General features: G+C 66.8%; 17 protein-coding genes and 1 pseudogene. 9 read left to right on the forward strand and 9 right to left on the reverse strand.

What is annotated here, in order from left to right; genetic code table 11:
- The first annotated feature begins 89 nt into the window (after positions 1 to 89).
- Positions 90 to 749: a GNAT family N-acetyltransferase gene (locus PV766_RS01680; protein WP_016931879.1), complete on the forward strand. Its 660-nt coding sequence runs from the start codon at positions 90 to 92 to the stop codon at positions 747 to 749.
- 63 nt (positions 750 to 812) lie between these two features.
- On the opposite strand, the gene PV766_RS01685 is transcribed toward PV766_RS01680, so the two are convergent.
- Positions 813 to 1,727 carry an SDR family oxidoreductase gene (locus tag PV766_RS01685; RefSeq protein WP_026002790.1) on the reverse strand — a complete coding sequence of 305 codons (915 nt, stop codon included), beginning with the start codon at positions 1,725 to 1,727 and terminating at the stop codon, positions 813 to 815.
- Positions 1,724 to 2,500 (reverse strand): SDR family oxidoreductase, encoded by a 777-nt coding sequence (locus tag PV766_RS01690; protein ID WP_129977224.1) that lies wholly within the window; start codon positions 2,498 to 2,500, stop codon positions 1,724 to 1,726. The genes PV766_RS01685 and PV766_RS01690 overlap by 4 nt, the downstream gene beginning before the upstream one ends.
- A gap of 194 nt (positions 2,501 to 2,694) precedes the next feature.
- Between PV766_RS01690 and PV766_RS01695 the strand changes: the two genes are divergently transcribed.
- Genes PV766_RS01695 through PV766_RS01720 form a run of 6 tightly spaced genes read left to right on the forward strand, consistent with a single transcriptional unit; the run spans position 2,695 to position 7,673 of the window.
- Positions 2,695 to 3,249 carry an FAS1-like dehydratase domain-containing protein gene (locus PV766_RS01695; protein ID WP_060653721.1) on the forward strand — a complete coding sequence of 185 codons (555 nt, stop codon included), beginning with the start codon at positions 2,695 to 2,697 and terminating at the stop codon, positions 3,247 to 3,249.
- Positions 3,246 to 3,653 (forward strand): Zn-ribbon domain-containing OB-fold protein, encoded by a 408-nt coding sequence (locus PV766_RS01700; protein ID WP_060653719.1) that lies wholly within the window; start codon positions 3,246 to 3,248, stop codon positions 3,651 to 3,653. Before PV766_RS01695 ends, PV766_RS01700 begins: the two co-directional genes overlap by 4 nt.
- Positions 3,650 to 4,060, forward strand: a complete 411-nt coding sequence (locus PV766_RS01705; RefSeq protein ID WP_064063463.1) for a MaoC/PaaZ C-terminal domain-containing protein — start codon at positions 3,650 to 3,652, stop codon at positions 4,058 to 4,060. The genes PV766_RS01700 and PV766_RS01705 overlap by 4 nt, the downstream gene beginning before the upstream one ends.
- Entirely contained in the window at positions 4,057 to 5,241 is a 1,185-nt protein-coding gene (locus tag PV766_RS01710; RefSeq protein WP_016931873.1) for a lipid-transfer protein, read from the forward strand. The genes PV766_RS01705 and PV766_RS01710 overlap by 4 nt, the downstream gene beginning before the upstream one ends.
- Positions 5,242 to 5,281: 40 nt before the next feature.
- A complete protein-coding gene (locus PV766_RS01715; protein WP_064063462.1) occupies positions 5,282 to 6,541 on the forward strand; it encodes an acyl-CoA dehydrogenase family protein in 1,260 nt (419 codons plus the stop codon).
- Position 6,542: 1 nt separating this feature from the next.
- On the forward strand, positions 6,543 to 7,673 hold the full coding sequence (locus tag PV766_RS01720) for an acyl-CoA dehydrogenase family protein (protein ID WP_016931871.1): 1,131 nt from the start codon (positions 6,543 to 6,545) through the stop codon (positions 7,671 to 7,673).
- Between the two features lie 78 nt (positions 7,674 to 7,751).
- On the opposite strand, the gene PV766_RS01725 is transcribed toward PV766_RS01720, so the two are convergent.
- Positions 7,752 to 8,357, reverse strand: coding sequence for a TetR family transcriptional regulator (locus tag PV766_RS01725; protein ID WP_421096279.1), 606 nt, complete (start codon positions 8,355 to 8,357; stop codon positions 7,752 to 7,754).
- A gap of 244 nt (positions 8,358 to 8,601) precedes the next feature.
- Between PV766_RS01725 and PV766_RS01730 the strand changes: the two genes are divergently transcribed.
- A complete protein-coding gene (locus tag PV766_RS01730; RefSeq protein ID WP_016931869.1) occupies positions 8,602 to 9,120 on the forward strand; it encodes a flavin reductase family protein in 519 nt (172 codons plus the stop codon).
- Between the two features lie 53 nt (positions 9,121 to 9,173).
- Here PV766_RS01730 and PV766_RS01735 read toward each other — a convergent pair whose 3' ends face one another.
- Positions 9,174 to 10,622: an MFS transporter gene (locus tag PV766_RS01735; protein ID WP_421096280.1), complete on the reverse strand. Its 1,449-nt coding sequence runs from the start codon at positions 10,620 to 10,622 to the stop codon at positions 9,174 to 9,176.
- Positions 10,623 to 10,753: 131 nt separating this feature from the next.
- Between PV766_RS01735 and PV766_RS01740 the strand changes: the two genes are divergently transcribed.
- Positions 10,754 to 11,251, forward strand: coding sequence for a MarR family winged helix-turn-helix transcriptional regulator (locus tag PV766_RS01740; RefSeq protein ID WP_129977228.1), 498 nt, complete (start codon positions 10,754 to 10,756; stop codon positions 11,249 to 11,251).
- Between the two features lie 122 nt (positions 11,252 to 11,373).
- Here PV766_RS01740 and PV766_RS01745 read toward each other — a convergent pair whose 3' ends face one another.
- From PV766_RS01745 to PV766_RS01765, 5 genes and pseudogenes are all read right to left on the reverse strand, one after another.
- The gene (locus PV766_RS01745) at positions 11,374 to 13,269 is read right to left on the reverse strand and encodes an ATP-binding protein (protein WP_421096281.1); all 1,896 of its coding nucleotides are present in this window, start codon (positions 13,267 to 13,269) and stop codon (positions 11,374 to 11,376) included.
- Positions 13,270 to 13,827: 558 nt separating this feature from the next.
- Positions 13,828 to 15,294, reverse strand: coding sequence for an FAD-dependent oxidoreductase (locus tag PV766_RS01750; RefSeq protein WP_421096282.1), 1,467 nt, complete (start codon positions 15,292 to 15,294; stop codon positions 13,828 to 13,830).
- A 159-nt stretch (positions 15,295 to 15,453) separates the two neighbouring features.
- Entirely contained in the window at positions 15,454 to 16,626 is a 1,173-nt protein-coding gene (gene hsaA, locus PV766_RS01755; RefSeq protein WP_129977231.1) for a 3-hydroxy-9,10-secoandrosta-1,3,5(10)-triene-9,17-dione monooxygenase oxygenase subunit, read from the reverse strand.
- Between the two features lie 142 nt (positions 16,627 to 16,768).
- Entirely contained in the window at positions 16,769 to 17,422 is a 654-nt protein-coding gene (locus PV766_RS01760) for a hypothetical protein (RefSeq protein ID WP_421096283.1), read from the reverse strand.
- A gap of 68 nt (positions 17,423 to 17,490) precedes the next feature.
- Positions 17,491 to 18,300: pseudogene (locus tag PV766_RS01765) on the reverse strand (MmgE/PrpD family protein); the annotation flags it as partial.
- Between the last annotated feature and the right edge of the window lie 107 nt (positions 18,301 to 18,407).

Below are 18,407 nucleotides of genomic sequence, written 5' to 3' on the forward strand. Positions count from 1 at the left end.
ATCACCCGGATCACGCGGTCGCCGCGAGCGGAACGTGCGGGAATACTGAATCCCGTACGCCCAGTTCTTCGACGAAGGGATGTCGCACGATGGCAACCACCGATCACGACAAGGTGCTCGACCGGCGCGAGATCGCAGCCGCGCTGCTCCGGGCGCTCGAACGACGCCACGAGGTGCTCGACGTGATCGTCGAGAGCAAGGATCGGGGCGACGCGGTCGCGAAGCTCGCATCACTGCTCGACACCGGCGAGTTCTGCGCGGAGGCCGTGCTCAATCTTCCGTTCCGCCGCCTGACGCAGGCGGAGCGGAAGAAGATCCGTGAGGAACTCGACGATCTCGATGCGGTACTGCAATGGACGACAGCGGCGCGTCCGTACGCGACCGGCGCGCATTTCCGGCTGCGTCCCATCTCCCACAGTGCGGCCGATACCGCGTTGTTCACGGCGCGCTGCGCCGACCAGCTGGGTGACGACAGCGACGAGCGGGTCGAGTCCGAGCGACAGCGCGGCGCCGAGTTGATGGACGACGAGTCCGCGATGTGGCTTGTGGCCGAGGATCTTTCGGGCGACGAGCCGAAATCCGTCGGGTTCGCGTTCGGCGAGCTGACCGGAAACGAGGTCGACGTACGGATCTGGGTGCATCCGGAGTTCCGCAAGCAGGGCTACGGCACCGCCACGCTCAAGCAGGCGCGATCCGAACTCGCCGCCTACTTCCCCGGCTCCACCCTCATCGTCCGCACACCGGCGTAGGCGGCTGCGCCACTCGTGCGCGTTTCCGGTAGCACGTGCTACCGGAAACGCGCACGGGGACCGTCAGGCCCCGTAGACCGGCGTCGGCGGCTGCGACGATGCGATCAGCTTCTCGACGACGGGTCCGAGTTCCTTCGGATCCCAACGATCGCCCTTGTCGATCGCCTCGCCGTGGCGCCAGCCGTCGGCCAGCGACACCTTGCCCCCTTCGGCCTCGAACACCCGGCCCGTCACGTCCTTCGATTCGGCGCTGCCGAGCCACACGACGAGCGGCGAAACGTTCTCGGGTGCCATCGCGTCGAAACCCTCCTCGGGCGCGGCCATCATCTCGGCCATCGCACCACCGGCGCCGACGGTCATCCGGGTACGCGCCGACGGAGCGATCGCGTTGACGGTCACCCCGTAACGGCCGAATTCGGCCGCGGCCTGAACCGTGAGCGTCGCGATGCCCGCCTTGGCCGCGGCGTAGTTGCCCTGACCGATGCTGCCCATCAGACCGGCGCCCGAACTGGTGTTGATGATGCGGGCGTCGACGGGATTGCCGGCCTTGGATTCGGCACGCCAGTAGGTCATCGCGTGACGCATCGGTGCGAAGTGGCCCTTGAGGTGCACGCGGATGACCGCGTCCCATTCTTCTTCGCTCATGTTGGCGAGCATGCGGTCGCGCAGGAAGCCGGCATTGTTGACGAGCACGTCGAGGCGGCCGAAATTGTCCAGGGCCGTCTTCACGAGGTTCTCGGCGCCCGCCCAGTCGGCGACATCGTCGCCGTTGACGACGGCCTCGCCACCGGCCGCGCGGATCTCCTCGACGACCAGTTCACCGGGGCTCTCCCCCGTGGCCGATCCGTCGCCCCCGACACCGATGTCGTTGACCACGACCTTCGCGCCCTCTGCCGCGAAGGCGAGGGCGTGGGCGCGACCCAGGCCACGTCCGGCGCCGGTCACAATGACGACGCGCCCGTCCATCAGTCCACTCACTTCGTCTCCTTCGTTCGGGCCGCTGCCAGATAGGCAGGGCTTTCGCCGCCGCCGTGGACGGTCAGTGTGGATCCGCTGACGTAGGCCGACAGCGGGGAAGCCAGGAATGCGGCGCAGTGGCCGACGTCCTCGGGCTGAGCCAACCGTCCCAGCGGGACGGTCGCGCCGACCGCCGCGATGCCTTCGTCGTCTCCGTAGAACAGGTGCGACTGCTCGGTTTCGACCATGCCCACGACCACCGAGTTCACCCGCACCTTGGGGGCCCATTCGACGGCGAGCGACTGCCCGAGGCTGTCGACGCCCGCCTTGGCGGCGCCGTAGGCCGCGGTGCCGGGCGACGGCCGCGACCCACTCACGCTCGAGATGTTGACGATCGATCCGCCCGTGTCCTGCTTCTGCATCACCGCGTTGGCGGCCTGCGCGACCAGCAGCGGAGACAGCAGGTTCAGCTCCACGATCTTGGCGTGGAACTTCGGACTCGCGTCGGCCGCCAGCGCATAGGGCGAGCCGCCGGCATTGTTCACCACTGCGTCGAGCCGGCCGTGGCGGTCGATGATGCTGTCGATCAAGGCTTTCACCTGATCGGCGTCCCGGACGTCGCACGGCAGGAATTCCGCGGTCCGCCCGTCCGTTTCGACGGGGTGTTCGGGTTCGTTGCGTGCACATGTCACGACGGTCGCTCCGGCGCGGAGGAACACCTTGGTGATACCTGCGCCGACTCCCCGTATGCCTCCGGTGACGAGCACGACTGCGCCGTCGAGTCCCAGATCCATTCACTGCCTCCACGTCGTTCACCCCGCAGGATGCGCGGGTTCCACGCCCACAACTTACCAAGCAATCGCTTGGTTCGGTACCGGCTTCCGGTGTCCGCCGTCACGCTCCTGCTCAGTGGGAATCGGGGGATCCCGCTTGTCGGCCCCCCTTAGCGTGACGACGAACGCGCGTGCCGAAGAGGAGTGAGTGGGCCATGCAGACCGTCGAGCAGGACTACGAGAAATACGTCGGGCAGGTGGCCGAACCGCCCCGTGTGGCCCGATACGTCGTCAACGACGCCATGATCCGGAACTGGGTCGAGGCCCACGACGACTTCAATCCGATCTACGTCGACGCCGAGGCCGCCCGCGAGACCGGGCGCGAGTCGATCGTCTGCCCGCCCGCGATGATCTCGACCTGGATCATGGCCGGCTACCGTCGCTGGCGCGAGGTCCAGCGCAAGCGCACCGAGGGCGTCGTGGAGGACTTCGCGTACTCCCGGATGCTCGCCGACCTGGACCGCGAGGGTTTCACCTCGGTCGTCGCGACGAACGTCGAGCAGGACTACCACCGCGAAATCGTCCCGGGCGACCACATCACCGCCCACTACACGATCGAATCCGTATCCGGAGTCAAGCGAACGGGTCTCGGCGACGGGCGATTCTTCACCCTGTACAAGCGCTACGAGGATCAGAACGGCGAACTCGTCGCCGAGGAACGATTCCGGATGCTCCGGTTCAACCCGAACACCGACAAGGAGACGCGATGACCGCCGTCCCCCGGCTCACCATCACCCAGGACAACCAGTTCTGGTTCGACGCCGTCCGTGAGGGCCGACTCGAGATCCAGCAGTGCAACGAGTGCGACACTCTGCGCCACCCGCCGGGCCCCGCCTGCCCCGCCTGCCGTTCGTTCGAATGGAAGACGGTCGAATCCTCGCGTCGCGGAACGCTCCACAGCTGGACCGTCATCCACCACCCCCAGGATCCGGCCTTCGAGTACCCGCTCGCCGTCGGACTGATCGACCTCGAGGAAGGCATCCGCATCGTCGCCGACATCGCCGGTGTCGACCACGACACGCTCGAGATCGGCATGGAACTCGAGGTGGGATTCTCCGAGCACGCGCACGGTGAGATCCTGCCCCAGCTGCGCAAGCCCGGAGGACACGCATGAACCTCGCCGAATGCACTGTCGGACAGGAACTTCCCGAACTCGTCCTGCCGATCGATCGCACGACCATCGTGGCCACCGCGATCGCATCACAGGATTTCGAGGACGTGCACCACGATCCGGATGCCGCACTCGGACGCGGTACCCCGGACGTGTTCATGAGCATCAACGCCACCAACGGATTCGTCGACCGGTACGTCACCGACTGGACCGGACCGTCGGCGCGCGTACGCCGCGCGTCGCTGCGTCTGGGCGTGCCCTGTTTCCCCGGCGACCCCATGCACATGAACGGTGAGGTGACCGCCGTCGAGGGCGCGACCGTCACCCTGAAGGTGCAGGGCCGCAACAGCAGAGGCGTCCACGTCACCGCCGAGGTCGTGGTGGAGCCCTACGAGAGGAAGACACGATGACCGTCAAGGGCTTCTCCGGAGCCGCTGCTATCGCCGGCATCGGAGCCACGGAGTTCTCCAAGAATTCCGGCCGCAGTGAATGGCAACTCGCGTGCGAGTCGGTCCTCGCCGCTCTCGAGGACGCACAAATCGGTGTCGAAGAGGTCGACGGCTTCGCGCTGTTCACCATGGAGACCAACCCGGAGATCGCCGTCGCCCGCGCGCTCGGCATCCCCGAACTCAAGTTCTTCAGCCGCATCCCGCACGGCGGTGGCGGCGCCTGCGCACCCGTGCAGCAGGCTGCACTCGCCGTTTCCAGTGGTGTGGCCGATGTCGTGGTCGTCTATCGCGCGTTCAACGAGCGCTCGGGCCACCGTTTCGGTGCCGGTCCGCCGCCGTTCGCGTACAACTCGAACACCGACCAGGAATACCGGAACTGGATCAACCCGTACGGTCTGCTCACTCCCGCTCAGCAGGAAGCCTTCCTGGCACGCACCTACATGCACAAGTACGGGGCGACCAGTGCGGACTTCGGGCAGATCTCGGTGCTCTCGCGCAAGCACGCGGCGAACAACCCCAAGGCCTGGTTCTACGAGCGGCCCATCACCCTCGACGATCACCAGAACTCCCGGATGCTCGCCGACCCGCTGCGCCTGCTGGACTGCTGCCAGGAGAGCGACGGCGGCCAGGCACTGGTCATCGTGAGCGCCGAACGCGCCCGAGATCTTCCGCACCCTCCGGCGATCATCACCGCCGCGGCGCAGGGCGTCGGTCCTCAGCAGATCTCGATGAGCAGCTACTACCGCGAGGACATCGACGCGATGCCCGAGGTCGAACTCGTCGCCCGGCAGATGTGGGCACAGGCCGGCTTCGGTCCCGAAGGTATCGACGCCGCGATCCTGTACGACGCCTTCACCCCGATGGTGCTGCTCCAACTCGAGGAGTACGGCTTCTGCGGCCGCGGCGAGGCCAAGGACTTCATCGCCGAAGGCAACCTCGAGGTCGACGGCCGCCTGCCGATCAACACCCATGGCGGGCAGCTCGGCGAAGGCTACATCCACGGCGTGAACGGCATCGCCGAGGGTGTCCGGCTCATCCGCGGCACCTCCGTGAACCAGCCCACCAAGACTCTCGACAACGTGCTGGTCACGGGCGGATCGCCGGTGCCGCACAGCGCGCTCGTCCTCTCGGCCGACCGTTAAGCCCGTAACCCCGGGCCCCGAACACTTCTCAGGAGACCATATGCATCCCGAGCTGTCCGACAAGTCACGGCGGCTGCGCACCGAACTGCGAGAGTACTTCGCCCGCATCATCGACGATGAGGATCGGCGTGCCCTGGTCGACCAGACCGAGGGTGGGCCGGTCTTCGACAAGATCTACCGGCAGATGGGCGCCGACGGCTGGCTCGGCCTGGGATGGCCGGAAGAGTACGGCGGACGCGGCGAGGACCCCGAAGCGCTCTACGTCTTCTACGACGAGACGATCCGCGCCGGCGCACCGGTATCGCTGGTGACGCTCAACACCGTCGCCCCCGCACTGATGAAGTACGGCACCCAGGAACAGAAGGATTTCTTCCTCCCCAAGATCCTGACCGGTGAACTGAAGTTCGCGATCGGCTACACCGAGCCCGGCGCCGGCACCGACCTCGCCGCACTCCAGACGCGGGCGCGCGTCGAGGGCGACGAACTCGTCATCGACGGCAACAAGCTGTACACGAGTTCCGCGATCTTCGCCGACTGGGTCTGGCTGGCCGTGCGTACCGATCCGGACGCTCCCCGCCACAAGGGCATTTCGGTCGTGCTCGTGCCGACCTCCTCGCCGGGCTTCTCGGCCACCGAGATCCAGACCGTCGGTGGTATCAGCACGGCGGTGACCTACTACGAGAACATCCGCGTCCCGCTGAGCAATGTGGTCGGTGAGCTGAATCAAGGCTGGACCCTGATCACCAGTCAGCTCAACCACGAGCGTGTGGCACTCGCCGCCCGCGGCGGCATCGCCAACGAGATGTACGACGAGGTCCTCGCGTGGGCCAAGCAGGAACCTTTCGGTCCCGGTGTGCTGTTCGACGTGCCGTGGGTCCGCTCGACCCTCGCCGAGGTCTACGCACTGCTGTCGGCGACCGATCTCGTCAACCTGCGCCTGGTGTCCGACATCGCCGCCAACACCCTCAGCGGTGGTGATTCCGCTGCCGCGAAGGTCTTCGGCACCGAAGGTGTCGTCGCGGCCTACGGCATGTTGCAGGAAGTGCTCGGAGCCCGCGGACTGCTGCGCCCCGGCAGCCCCGGTGCGGTGATCGAGGGCCGGGTCGAAGCTCTGGGCCGACGCGCCCAGAACAACACCTTCGGCGGCGGCAGCAACGAGGTGATGCGCGAGATCGTGGCCGCGAAGAACCTCGGAATGACCCTGGGCGCGCGCAGGCGTCCCGATGCAGCGGCCACCCGCTCGCAATCCGACAGGACGGCCCAGGCGGACGTGAAGACGCCGGCCGAGACGAGGAGCTGACATGGAATTCGAGCTCGATGACGACCTGATCGCGGTCGAGGACCTGGCATCGCAGGTCTTCGGTTCCCTGGCCAAGGTCGAGCGTGTGGTCGAGGTGGAGCGCAAGGAGGGCGGCTTCGACGCTCCCCTGTGGCAGGCACTCGCCGACTCCGGGCTTCTGGGACTGGCTCTTCCCGAATCCTCGGGTGGCGCCGGCATGGGCATGCTCGGACTGACGACGATCCTGCAGCAGCAGGGCCGGCGCGTCGCCCCCGTCCCCGTGTGGTCCACCGTGGCGGGCGCAGCTCTTCCGCTCGCGCAGTTCGGCACGGAAACGCAGGTGGGCCGTTACCTTCCGGGACTCGTCGACGGTTCCGTCGTACTGACCGGCGCCTTCGACGACACTCCCGGGGCGAGCCCCACCGTGACCGCGATCCGCAAGGGTGACGACCTCGTCATCAGCGGACAGATCCCGTCGGTTCCGTGGGCACCCATCATCGCCGGTGTCGTCGTACCCGTTCGGTGCGACGACGATTCGGTCGCCGTGGTGATCGCACCGGTGGATGCGCCCGGCGTCGAGGCCGTCCCGGCGGCCGTGACCGGCCGCGGCGCCGAGGCAGCCGTGCAGTTCACGGACGTACACATCGGAGCCGAGGATGTCCTGCCCGGCGACGGTGCGGAGATCGCGGCCTGGACGCGGCGCCGCATCCGCATCGCTCTGGCTGCCGTTCAGCTGGGGGTATGCGAGGAAACGCTTCGGGCCACGGCGGTGTACACCTCGGAGCGCGTGCAGTTCGGCCGGCCGTTGTCGACGAATCAGGCCGTTGCGTTGCGCGCGGCCGATGCCTACCTCGACACCGAAGCGATCCGGCTCACGATGCGCCGGGCCGCATGGCTGCTCGACGTCGGGCGCGAGGACGAAGCCGAGTCCGCGGCGCTCGTCGCCAAGTGGTGGGCATCGCGCGGTGGTGTGCGAGTCGGCCTGACCGGCCAGCACCTGCACGGCGGTATCGGCGCCGACATCGACTACCCCATCCACCGCTACTTCCTGTGGGGACGGCAGTTGGCGTTCACCTTCGGCGGAGCGGAAGCTACCGCAGCGGCCCTCGGGGACGCCCTCGACACCGCACCCCCGATCGGGGCGGCCGGGTAGCCGGCCGGTCGTGATCACGCGAGTCCCGTTCCCCGCACGACGGTGGAACGGGACTCGTGTCGTTTCCGGAGCCCTTCCCTAATCCCCCAGATGGGCGAGCAGCAGCTCGCAACTGCTTCGCACATCCGCCTCGGTCTCCGCGAGAGTCGCTCCGCCGTTGAGATATGTCACCAGCAGCCCGGACCACAACATCGACAACAGTCGCAGCGTGTTGCGATCCTCGTCGGTGGGGTCGTCGAGTCCCGCCTTGTCGAACAGGATCCGGAGGAACGTCCGCCGCACTTCCACGGAGTCGGGCACCACGTTCGCCGGCGCGGTGCTGTTGGACAACAGCATCGCGGACGCCAGGCGGGGCCGGTCGACGAACCGCCGGGTCATCTCGATCAGCACCTCGGTGATCGCATCCCGGGCGTTCATCCCCGGTTTCCGCACGGGAAGCCGATCCGCGCCGAGTTCGAGGCGATCGAGGAGCAACGCCACGAACAGATGCGTCTTCGATGGGAAATACCTGTACAGCGTGCCGATCGCCACCCCGGCGTTCCGTGCGATCTCCGTCATCTGGACGCGAGCGAGTTCGTGCTCGGAGCCCAGCCGTGCCGCGGCCTCCAGGATCCGCACCTGCCGTCGCCGCTGCTCGGCGGAGGTCGGCTCCGCCCCGTCGCGCGCCTTGCCGATTCTGGGCACCGGTTCCCCTCTCCACGATCACGGCCCGTCGTTTCCGCACCGCATCACCGGCCAGATTGTCGCATTGCGGATCCTTCGCGGTCCCGAACGGTGGGATGGAAGGGCCCAGACGTCCCGTGCACACGGCGCGGCGACCGGATGTCCACTCAGCGAGAAGCCGTTCCGGGGTGTCGCGCGTCACCCATACGCTCGATTCGTAGGACGTCGCCGGAGGCCGCGACCAGAGCGAATCGGAGTGAGGCACATGCAGACCGGAATTCAGACCCAGGACGCGACGTTCGAACTCGGCGTTCCCGGCCCGGACGAGATGCGACGTGCCATGGGACGTTTCGCCAGCGGAGTCACCGTCGTGACCGGTCTCGACGAGGACGGCCCCACCGGTTTCGCGTGCCAGTCGTTCGCGTCGGTCTCGCTCGAGCCGCCCCTCGTGCTGTTCTGCGCCGACCACCGTGGGCGTGCATGGCCGCGGTTGCGCCGTACCGGCTGGTTCACCGTCAACGTCCTCGGCGAGAACCAGACCGATCTGTGCGCTCGCTTCGGGTCCGGCCGCGGCCTCAAGTTCGACGGTCTCGACTGGGATCTGTCCCGCTGGGGCACTCCGTCGCTGCCCGGCGTTCTCATGCGGGTGCACGCCTCGGTCGAGGATGTGCACGTGGCAGGTGACCACGATGTCGTCATCGGACGTGTCGCCGAACTGGAGTGCGTCGGCGACCAGAGTCCGATGGTGTTCTACCGCGGGGCGTTCGGGCTCGACGCGCGGTAACTCCGCCGATACTTCCTCCGTCCGCCGCTACCGGCGGGCGGAGGAAGTCGTCGTCACACCCTCACGGAGGGCGTCGCGTCGGCGTCGACCTTCGCGAGACGGGCCCGGCGCGACTGCGGAACGGCGACGGTGAGGACGGCCGCGAGAAGCGCGACGCCTGCGCCCGTCAGCAGGACGACCCGGAAGCCGGACTCCGTGGGAATGGTATGACCGGCGAACGGCACGCTCATCTGCGCGAGGACGACACCGATGACGGCGGAAGCGGAGGACGTACCGACCGACCGCATGAGACTGTTCACGCTGTTGGCGGATGCCGTCTCCGTGGCAGGGACCTCCCCCATGATCAGGGCGGGCATCGCACCGTATGCGAACCCGACTCCCGTGCTGCAGATCGCGGCGACGACCGCCAGGCCCAGGACCGATCCCATCAACAGCAGCCCCGCCGTGTACCCCAGAGCGATGATCAGGCAGCCCACCAGCAGCGTGGTCTTCGGACCGCGGTGAGCCGAGAGCTTTCCTCCGATGGGAGAGACCGCCATCATCATCAGACCACCCGGTGCCATGCACAGACCCATCATGATCATGGACTGGCCCAGTCCGTGACCGGTCTCTTCCGGCAGCTGCAGGATCTGCGGGAGAATCAGCGACTGGGCGTACATCGCGAAACCCACCACGATCGAAGCACTGTTGGTGAGCAGCACGGGCCGGCGGGCGGTGACGCGCAGATCCACCAACGGATCGCGGACCCGCAGCTCCCACCATCCCCACACCACGAGCAGCAGGACGGCAGCGGCGAGGAAACCGATCGTGAGGGTGCTCGACCAGCCCCAGTCGGCGCCCTTGGAGATCGCCAGCAACAGACAGACGAGGGCCGCACTCAGACCGACCGCTCCCACCGCGTCGAAGCGTCCGCCGGACTGCAGGACGGGAACATCGCGGAGAACCCACCACAACGCACCCAGCGCCACCGCACCGAGCACCGCCACGCCCCAGAACAGGAACCGCCAATGCACGTACTGTGCAACGGCGGCAGATGCAGGCAGTCCGAGAGCACCGCCGACGCCCATGGACGCACTCATCAGTGCCACGGCCGAATGCAGACGGTCGTACGGCAGTACGTCCCGAAGGAGGCTGATTCCCAACGGGATCAGACCTACGCCGATTCCCTGCAGACCGCGACCGATCACCATCGGCACGAGTGTGGACGAGAGCGCACACACGATCGAACCGGCGATCACCGGCACGAGGCAGACGAGCATCATGCGGCGTTTGCCGTACATGTCGCCCAGTCGTCCGGTGACCGGAGTCGCCACGGCACCGGCGAGCAAGGTCACGGTGATCACCCATGACGCGTTCGCGGCAGAGGTGTTCACCATGGTCGGCAGGTCCACGATCAAGGGCACGACCAGGGTCTGCATGAGCGCCGCGATGATGCCGGTGAAGGCGAGGACACCGACGAGAGCCCCGGAACGGGCCGGGGTATTTTCGGATATGTCTGTCATAGAACTCCTGAAAGGAAAGAAATATGCATGATGCATATTCGACGCATCATGCATTCGATGTGTACAGTACATACTGATGACGCCGCAACGTGGCGACCTACTCGGGTGACGTTCTTCACGAAAGACTTTCGATGACCAAGCCGACCCACTTGATCGAGTTCGAAGCGATGCTGCTCGGCCGGCACCTGGCGAACATCAACAGCCGCAAACGCGGCAGGCATTCGCTCGACCGCAGCGCCTATACGGTTCTCAGCCGCATCAGCATGCAGGGCCCGATGTCGATCGGCCAACTCAGCGACGCACTCGATCTGGACAGTTCGACACTCAACCGGCAGACCTCGGCGATGACCGCCGCCGGGCTGGTCGAACGTATCCCCGACCCGGACGGCGGGATGGCCCGCAAATTCCGGATCACCTCCTCGGGCGAGGAGAAGCTCGCCGCCGAGCGCGCCCACGGAGTCGCCGCGCTCGAGCGCGTGCTGACCGACTGGTCCGAGGACGAGGTCGCCACCTTCGCACGGTGGCTCGAACGCTTCAACAACGACATCGAACGCTTGACGGGGCATCCGTGGCCGCGGCCCACCGGGTCCGCAGTGCATCTTCCCGACGGGTCCGTCGGGGGGATGTGAGCCGGGGGTACCGCGCGAGCACGGTTCGGTGGCCGGCCGAGACCACCGGCAGACCGGAACACCTGCGGTACGAGTGATGCCACCGCCGTCGAGACGGCGGTGGCATCACTTCCGGTCACATGTCAACCACGATGCTTTCCGTGGGCAATACCTCCGGCGGGCGTCGTCGACGGCACCAAGGACGGAAGTTCCTCGGTCCTGAGCCGGCGGGGACGTTCCGTCATCACGGTGGGCTGGACCGTGTGCACCTCGCTGAGCAGGGCAGCCGGGAAGTAGACCGACGCCGTGACACCCGCGTTCGTCTCGGTGTCGAAGGTCGGCCTCAGACGCACGCTCATGCCGTTGCGGGCCGCCAGACGCCCGATCACGAACAATCCCAGTTGACGCGGGGCGTCGACATCGGCATTCTCACCCGCCGCGAGACGGATATTGATCTCCTCCATGGTATCTCGGGGAATACCGATTCCGCGGTCGGCGATATCGAGAAGGAGGCCACCCTCCACGGCAGAGGAGAACTCGAACCTGACGGGAGTGGTGGGCGGGGAAGCCCGCAGCGCGTTGTCGACGAGTTCGGCCACCAGATGCACCACGTCGTTCACCGCCTTACCGACGAGATATCCGTGCGGGGTGTTCCCGATCTGCACCCGCTGGTAGTTCTCCACCTGGGACACCGCACCGCGGAGCACGTCGCCGAGCGGTGCGGGCCCGCTGCGAGTACGCGGGCGCGTGCCCGCGAGAACCAACAGGGATTCGCCGGTACGCCGCATGCGCGTCGCCAGATGATCGAGAGCGAACATGCTCTGCAACCGCGCGGGATCCTTCTCCTCGTATTCGAGAGATTCGATCAGCGAGAGTTGCTGTTCGACGAGGGTCTTGTTGCGACGTGCCAGCGTCTCGAGCATCACGTTCACCTGTTTCCTCAGGTGGGCCTGCTCGCCGGCGAGACGCAGCGCCTGCGTGTTCATCGAATCCACGGCTCGGGAGAGTTCGCCGATCTCCTCGTCCGTATCGGTGCCGACGGGAGCGAGACGGACGGTGTCGATGTCGGCCCCGTCCTTGACCGCCGCGATGGCGGCGGGAAGCTCGGTGTTCGCCGCTGCGAGAGTGTTGTCCCGTAGACGCCCCAGGGGTACCGACAGGGAACGGATGACTGCTATCGCGAGGAGCAGGGCGAGTACGAGCGCTGCCGTGACGAGGAGCGCGTCGCGGGTGGCCGCGGTACGTGTCTCGTCCGCCAGTTCTTCGAGCGTCCCGATGATGCGCGCGCTGGCGCTGTCGATCCCCTCCGCATAAGGCTGGGACGCCGAAATCATGGCGTTGCGGAGGTCTTCCCCGAATTGCCTGCTCGGCGTGAAGTTCTCGATCAGCCTACGGCGCGCTTCGATATCGCCGAGCATCCCGTCGATCTGCCCGGTATCGAGCCCCGATCCTCGAAGGAGTCGCAGCGTCGACTCTTCGGTGTTCATGGCGTTGGTCGCCAGGAGCCGGGCGGCCTCGGGGTTGGTGGACAGCAGCCGGAAGGACTCCATCTGGTCGAGGAGGTTGAGCTGCGCGTCCCACATCAGGAGCAGGTTCGTGGCGTCGACGAGAGCGTCGTGGTTCTCGAACAGGTCGAACACGTCCCGGAAGAGATTCTTGCACCGCACCAGGAAGTCGGTGGTCCGGCGACCGAGCTCGTCGACGCCGAGGGAGGAGTTCATGACCGCGGCGTAGAGCTGGTCGCCGTCGGCGAGCAGCGCATCGAGTTCTACGGCGACATCGGAGTTGAGATCGGCTCCTGCGGCGAGTTCCCTGAGAGTGGCCATGGACTGCGTCACATCGTCCGAGGTTGCGTTCTTGGGGGTGAATCCGAGGCTCGTGGCGGTAGCGACGCTGATCAGAGCGGTGGAGAAGTCGAGCAGTGCCGGGGCGACAACGGTCTGTTCGGACAATGCGGCCGACCGCTGCGCTTCGTCGAGCTGAGTCGTGACGCGTACGGCACCGAGAGCGACAGCGACGACGAGGGGAATCGACAGCACGGCCGCGAGTCTGTATTTGAGACGCCAGCGGCCGATCTGCAGGGCACGTATTCGGCTCGGATCCACTTCTCGGATATCCCTTTCACGATGAAGAGAACGTGCTTTTCGGACATAAGTTACATCTTTCCGAAATGTTCTACACCAGATCCTCGTTCGGGTACATATTTCGTCCCGGGCACGGAGACGAATTCCGTGCCGGTCGGCCTCGCCGGAGGGCCGGCCCCTGACAACCGTGCCCAGTCCTGCGTTCGTTCATCGATGCCCCCCTGTTCGCGGCGTCGAACATACACAATGCGTGCAGAGGACGGTGAGGAGGTCCGCCCTTTCCGTGTACGGCGACAACGCTCCTCGCGTGTTCGACTACCCGATCAGGCCGCGCACCCGGCACCGAGGTCCGGTCGCCGGCCTCCGGCGCGAATTGCAGAGCCGGCGCACGGCTGGGGTCGCGAACCCGGCATTCCCCCGCGGCAGGCTCGCACGACACGAGATGCGGAGCCCTCCCGGACCCGGATCCGGAATGCCCCGCTCATCGCGTCCGAGGGGACATTCCGGTGCCACTCACTTCGCCGCCGCACGCATTCCCGCGCGCCGGCCGAAGAAGCTACCGTCACCGAGGGAGATGCCGCTGCAGTAGCCCCACGCCGAGAGGCCGGATGTACAGCGGCCCGCCGCATACAGACCGGGAATCGGATCTCCGTCCACATGAAGAACTTCCGAGTCCACCGAGGTCTGCAGTCCCCCCAGGGTGAAACCTCCGGTCATGCCGCGCAGATCGATCGCGGCGATCGGCGATCGGAGGGGCCGCACCCACTCCGCCTTCTTTCCGAGGACCGGATCCGCCCCCGATTCGGCGTGCCGATTGTAGAGCTCCACCGTCGAGACGAGAGTTCCTGCGGGAAGACCCATTTCGGACTCGAGTTCCGACACCGTCCCACACACCCAGGTCGGCTGGTGACGGAGTTGCGGACTCGAAGTCGGTGTGGCCATTCCTTCCTCGTAGGCCTGTTCGTCGATGACCAGGAACGCCTGATTGTCGTTCTGGTACATGGTGAGCTGGCCGATCCGCCCGGGATAGGTGTCCTCGGTGACGTAGCGCTGCCCCCGGCCGTTGACCAGGATGCCTCGCGCGATCAGTTGCGGGTCGCAGAAGAACGCGACCTCACAGGCGTCCATATGCGCCAGTCGCGCTCCGAGTGCCTGAGCCATCGCGATTCCACGACCGTCGTGCTCCTCCACGGTCGCGGCAGGCCGCTTGTACAACCGCGGGGCGTGCGCCTGCATCATCTCGTCGTTGTAGGCGAACGACCCGGTGGCGAGGACGACACCGCCACGCGCACGTACCGTGAGCGGAGCACCGAACCTCGTAGCGACGATCCCTACGATGCGTCCGGTCTCGTCGACGACGAGACGCTGGACCCGGACATCGGATTCGACACGCACGCCGAGATCGGCAGCCTTCGCGATCAGGGTGGTCATGAGCACGTGACCGGCAGCCTGATCACCGTTGCGCGGCATCGGCACCTGAGCGAGATGCCCACGGGGAGCGGGGTCGACGAGTGTGGTGAACGGCGCGGCGTTCTCACCACCGCTGTACATGAGCGAGTCGTCCGCGGGGCACTCCCACCCGGGCTGCGACCAGAAGCTCTCCTTGTAGGGCACGCCGCACGCTTCGAGCCACTCGAAGTGGTCGACGCTGCCCTCGCAGTAGACGTCGAGTTTGTCCTCGTCCACACCCGGGCCGAGGGCCGCGGCGAGAAAGGTCTTCATCTGCTCGGGGGTGTCGTCGAATCCGCACGCCTTCTGCAGTCGCGTGCCACCGCCGAGGTAGACGATACCGCCCGACAGCGCCGCCGCTCCCCCACCGCCACCGGTACGTTCGAGCACCAGTACGTCGGCGCCGCTCTCGGCCGCACCGATCGCCGCGGAGACACCGGCGATACCGAAACCGGCGACCACGACGTCGGCTTCGAGATCCCAGCGTTCGATCTCGCCGGCGGGGACAGGGCGAACCGGAGAAGTGCTCATGGAAGGTCCTTCCGAAAACGGAGAGCGGCACACGATCCCGCAGAGGGTGGAGTGATCCCCTCGGACCGTAGAGGCCGTTCCCCCTCGGCGGTGAAGAATTCCCGGTGGCCGGGAGAACGGGCAGAAACACTCGCGGCGTCCCCACCGCGAGCGCGGAGATCAGATGAGGTTGTCCTCGACCGGCAACCCGAATGCGTCCCGTCCGTACAAGGCATAGGCCCGCTCGGGTTCGTTCGCGACGTGGACGCTTCCGGCATGTGCGTCGCGCCAGGCACGTTCGATGACACCGCCGAGGAACAACGACGTCCCCCCGGCCGTCTTGAACAACAGGTCGATCGCCTCGACCGCTCGCTCGGTGGCCCGCACCTGATCCCGCCGGGTACGCAAGCGCAGTTGCAGCGGGATCTCCGCGCCCGCCCGCGCCAGCGTCCACAGCTCACGCATATTACGGTCGAGCTGGAGCGTCGCCGCGTCGATATCCGATGCTGCCCGTCCCACCGCGACCTGCGCGAACGGATCGTCCACGAAACGTCCCCCACCCAGACTCAGCCGCACCCGCTCGCGCATCGCCGACAGATACTCGTCGTAACATCCGGCGACCACTCCCACGATGGGCACGGCGACGGTGGTGGTGAACATGGCGGCGAACGGAAGCCGATAGAGCGGACCGGTGTTGACCTTCTGGCCCGGTCCTCGCAGCTGCGAGGTCTCGTAGTTGCTCTTCACCCGGTAGCCGGGGACGAACACGTCGTCGACGACGATCTCGTTGCTGCTCGTCCCTCGCAGTCCCACGACGTTCCACACGTCGCGAATCACGTAATCGCACTTCGGAACGAGAACGGTGACGACATCGACGGGTTGCCCCTCCGACCCGACGATCACCGCACCGAGCAGCGCCCACGACGCGAACCCGCAGCCGGAGGAGAACATCCACGTTCCGGACAGGCGGTAACCACCACCGTCGACGGGGACGAGTCTTCCGACCGGGGCGTACGCCGAGGAGATGAGCACGGAATCGTCCTCACCCCACACGTCGCGTTGCGCCCGGTCGTCGAACAGAGCGAGATGCCAGGGATGGACACCGACGATGGAGGCGATCCATCCCGTCGAGCCGCAGACCTCCGAAATCGTCCGCACCACTTCGTAGAACCGCGCGGGTTCGGTCTCCGATCCGCCGTACCGGCGGGGCTGCAACATGCGGAACACCCCGGCCGAGACGAGATCGCGGATGGTCTCGTCGGGAATGCGGCCGAACTGGTCGACACGTGCGGCCCGATCGGCGATCCCCGGGGTCGATTCCCGGACCGCGTCCAGAACGTCGTCGGCGGTCATCGGACTCCTCGTGTCGTGTGTGCGCTTCCCCCGCAGCATATCCGGGTTCCACGCGCTGCCCCTTGTGCACCCGCGTGCGGCTACGGCAGCGACCGGCCGTGTCGGAGTTCCGGGTGGATACTTCCGCCGCCGCGTCCCGAGGTCACTCGACGCGCAGGAGCGGTGCGAGTTCGGTCGCCACGTTCTGCACGGAGCCGAGATCGCGAACCGTCCGGGCGAGCCGCTCGAGTCGTTCCACGGAGACGAGATCACCGCAGAAGTCCACCGCTTTGCTCATCACGCTGTCCCAGTCCGCACGGGTCTCCGGGGTCCAGGGGTCTCCCCGAGTGAACTCCGTGTCCACCGCGTACTCCCGGCCGCGGGCGCGCACCGTCATCGAGGCACGGGTTCGGCGGGGGCGGCCGATCGTCGAATCGGCCACGGCGTCTCCCCAGTCGCGGTCGAGTTCGGGATCGGGTGCCGTCACGATTCTGGACGCGATGTCCCACACCTTCGGATCCTGAGTGTGGATCGGATCGAACCACGCGGGTCCGGGTGTGATCTGCAGGACGGCCAGTGCGAGCAGATAGGGGATGTTGAAGGCTCCGTGGATCGCGGCACGATGGTCGGGTTCGATCTCCGTTGCCGGCGTGTGGAACACCCGCTGGCTGTAGGCGCCGGGGTTGAGCCGAACCTCGATGTGTTCGATATCGTCCGGCCCCCAGCCGTGTTCACGGACGAGCGCGCGCAACGCATCGATGGGGCACCCGTGTAGCGGCAGGCCGGGTAGTACTTCACGGCACTGTCGAGTATCCACCAGTGGTCTCCGATGTCCTCGGTGATCGCCTCGCGCCGCACCGAACGGAATCCCTGGGCCTCGAAGAATCCCGGTTCGAGGTCGAGCAGGTCCGGTTCCCCCAGATAGCCGGCCTCGGCAAGGATCAATGCCGTCATTCCTGCCTGCACCACATGCATGTTCGGGCAGTACTTGTAGGTGGCCAGTTCCGTGCGTTCGGTGTTGTGGGTGTTCCGGGCCGTCGGGGCTGTCGCCGCAGCGAGCGCGAGCGCGTGGATCATCCGGTCGCGGGACACACCCGACACCAGGCCGGCGGAGACGACCGTGCCGAGAGTGCCGTATCCGCTCCCGAAGAGTTCCGACCACTTCATCTTTCCGTCGACGACCTCCATGAACGAGCATGCGAGGTTGAGCCGCGCGGTCATGTCGTAGCCGACAGCGACGGCACGGAGCAGGTTGTCGCCGGACGCACCGACGCGTTCGGCCTCGGCGAGGGCCGAGGAGACCACGATCGTCGCGAAGTGCGCCGAGTTGAAGAGCGTGTCGTCCGCGTCGAGCGCGTAGGTGATCTCGGAGTTGAACGCAGCGGCGACGGCGGCAGGCGCTTTGGTCGAACGGCCGAACACCGTGGCTTCCTCGGGCCCACCGAGGCGATCGATCACCTTGTGTGCCATGCGAGTACGTTCCATGCGTGCTGCGGCGAGGCCGCACACGAGGGTGTCGAAGACGATGAGTCCGGTGTAGTCGGCGACTTCCGGCGGCAGCGCGCGGGCATTGCGCGCGGCGGCGAAGTCGGCGATTCGTTCGGTCAGCAGTGACGTCACAGGAGCACCTCGGGCATGCGTAGGGACGGCCCGCGTCGAGATGCGTGAGGATCCGGCACGAGCTGTAATCCACATCACTCTTGCCGAAGCCTGTGACGCACCGCCTTCCGGTCCCGCTCACCGGGAGCCACCCTCCCCGGTGCACCGGGGCGATCGGACAGGGCCACCGACGCGACGATGCC

The organism is Rhodococcus sp. As11 (assembly GCF_048957735.1).
Lineage (GTDB): Bacteria > Actinomycetota > Actinomycetes > Mycobacteriales > Mycobacteriaceae > Rhodococcus > Rhodococcus gordoniae.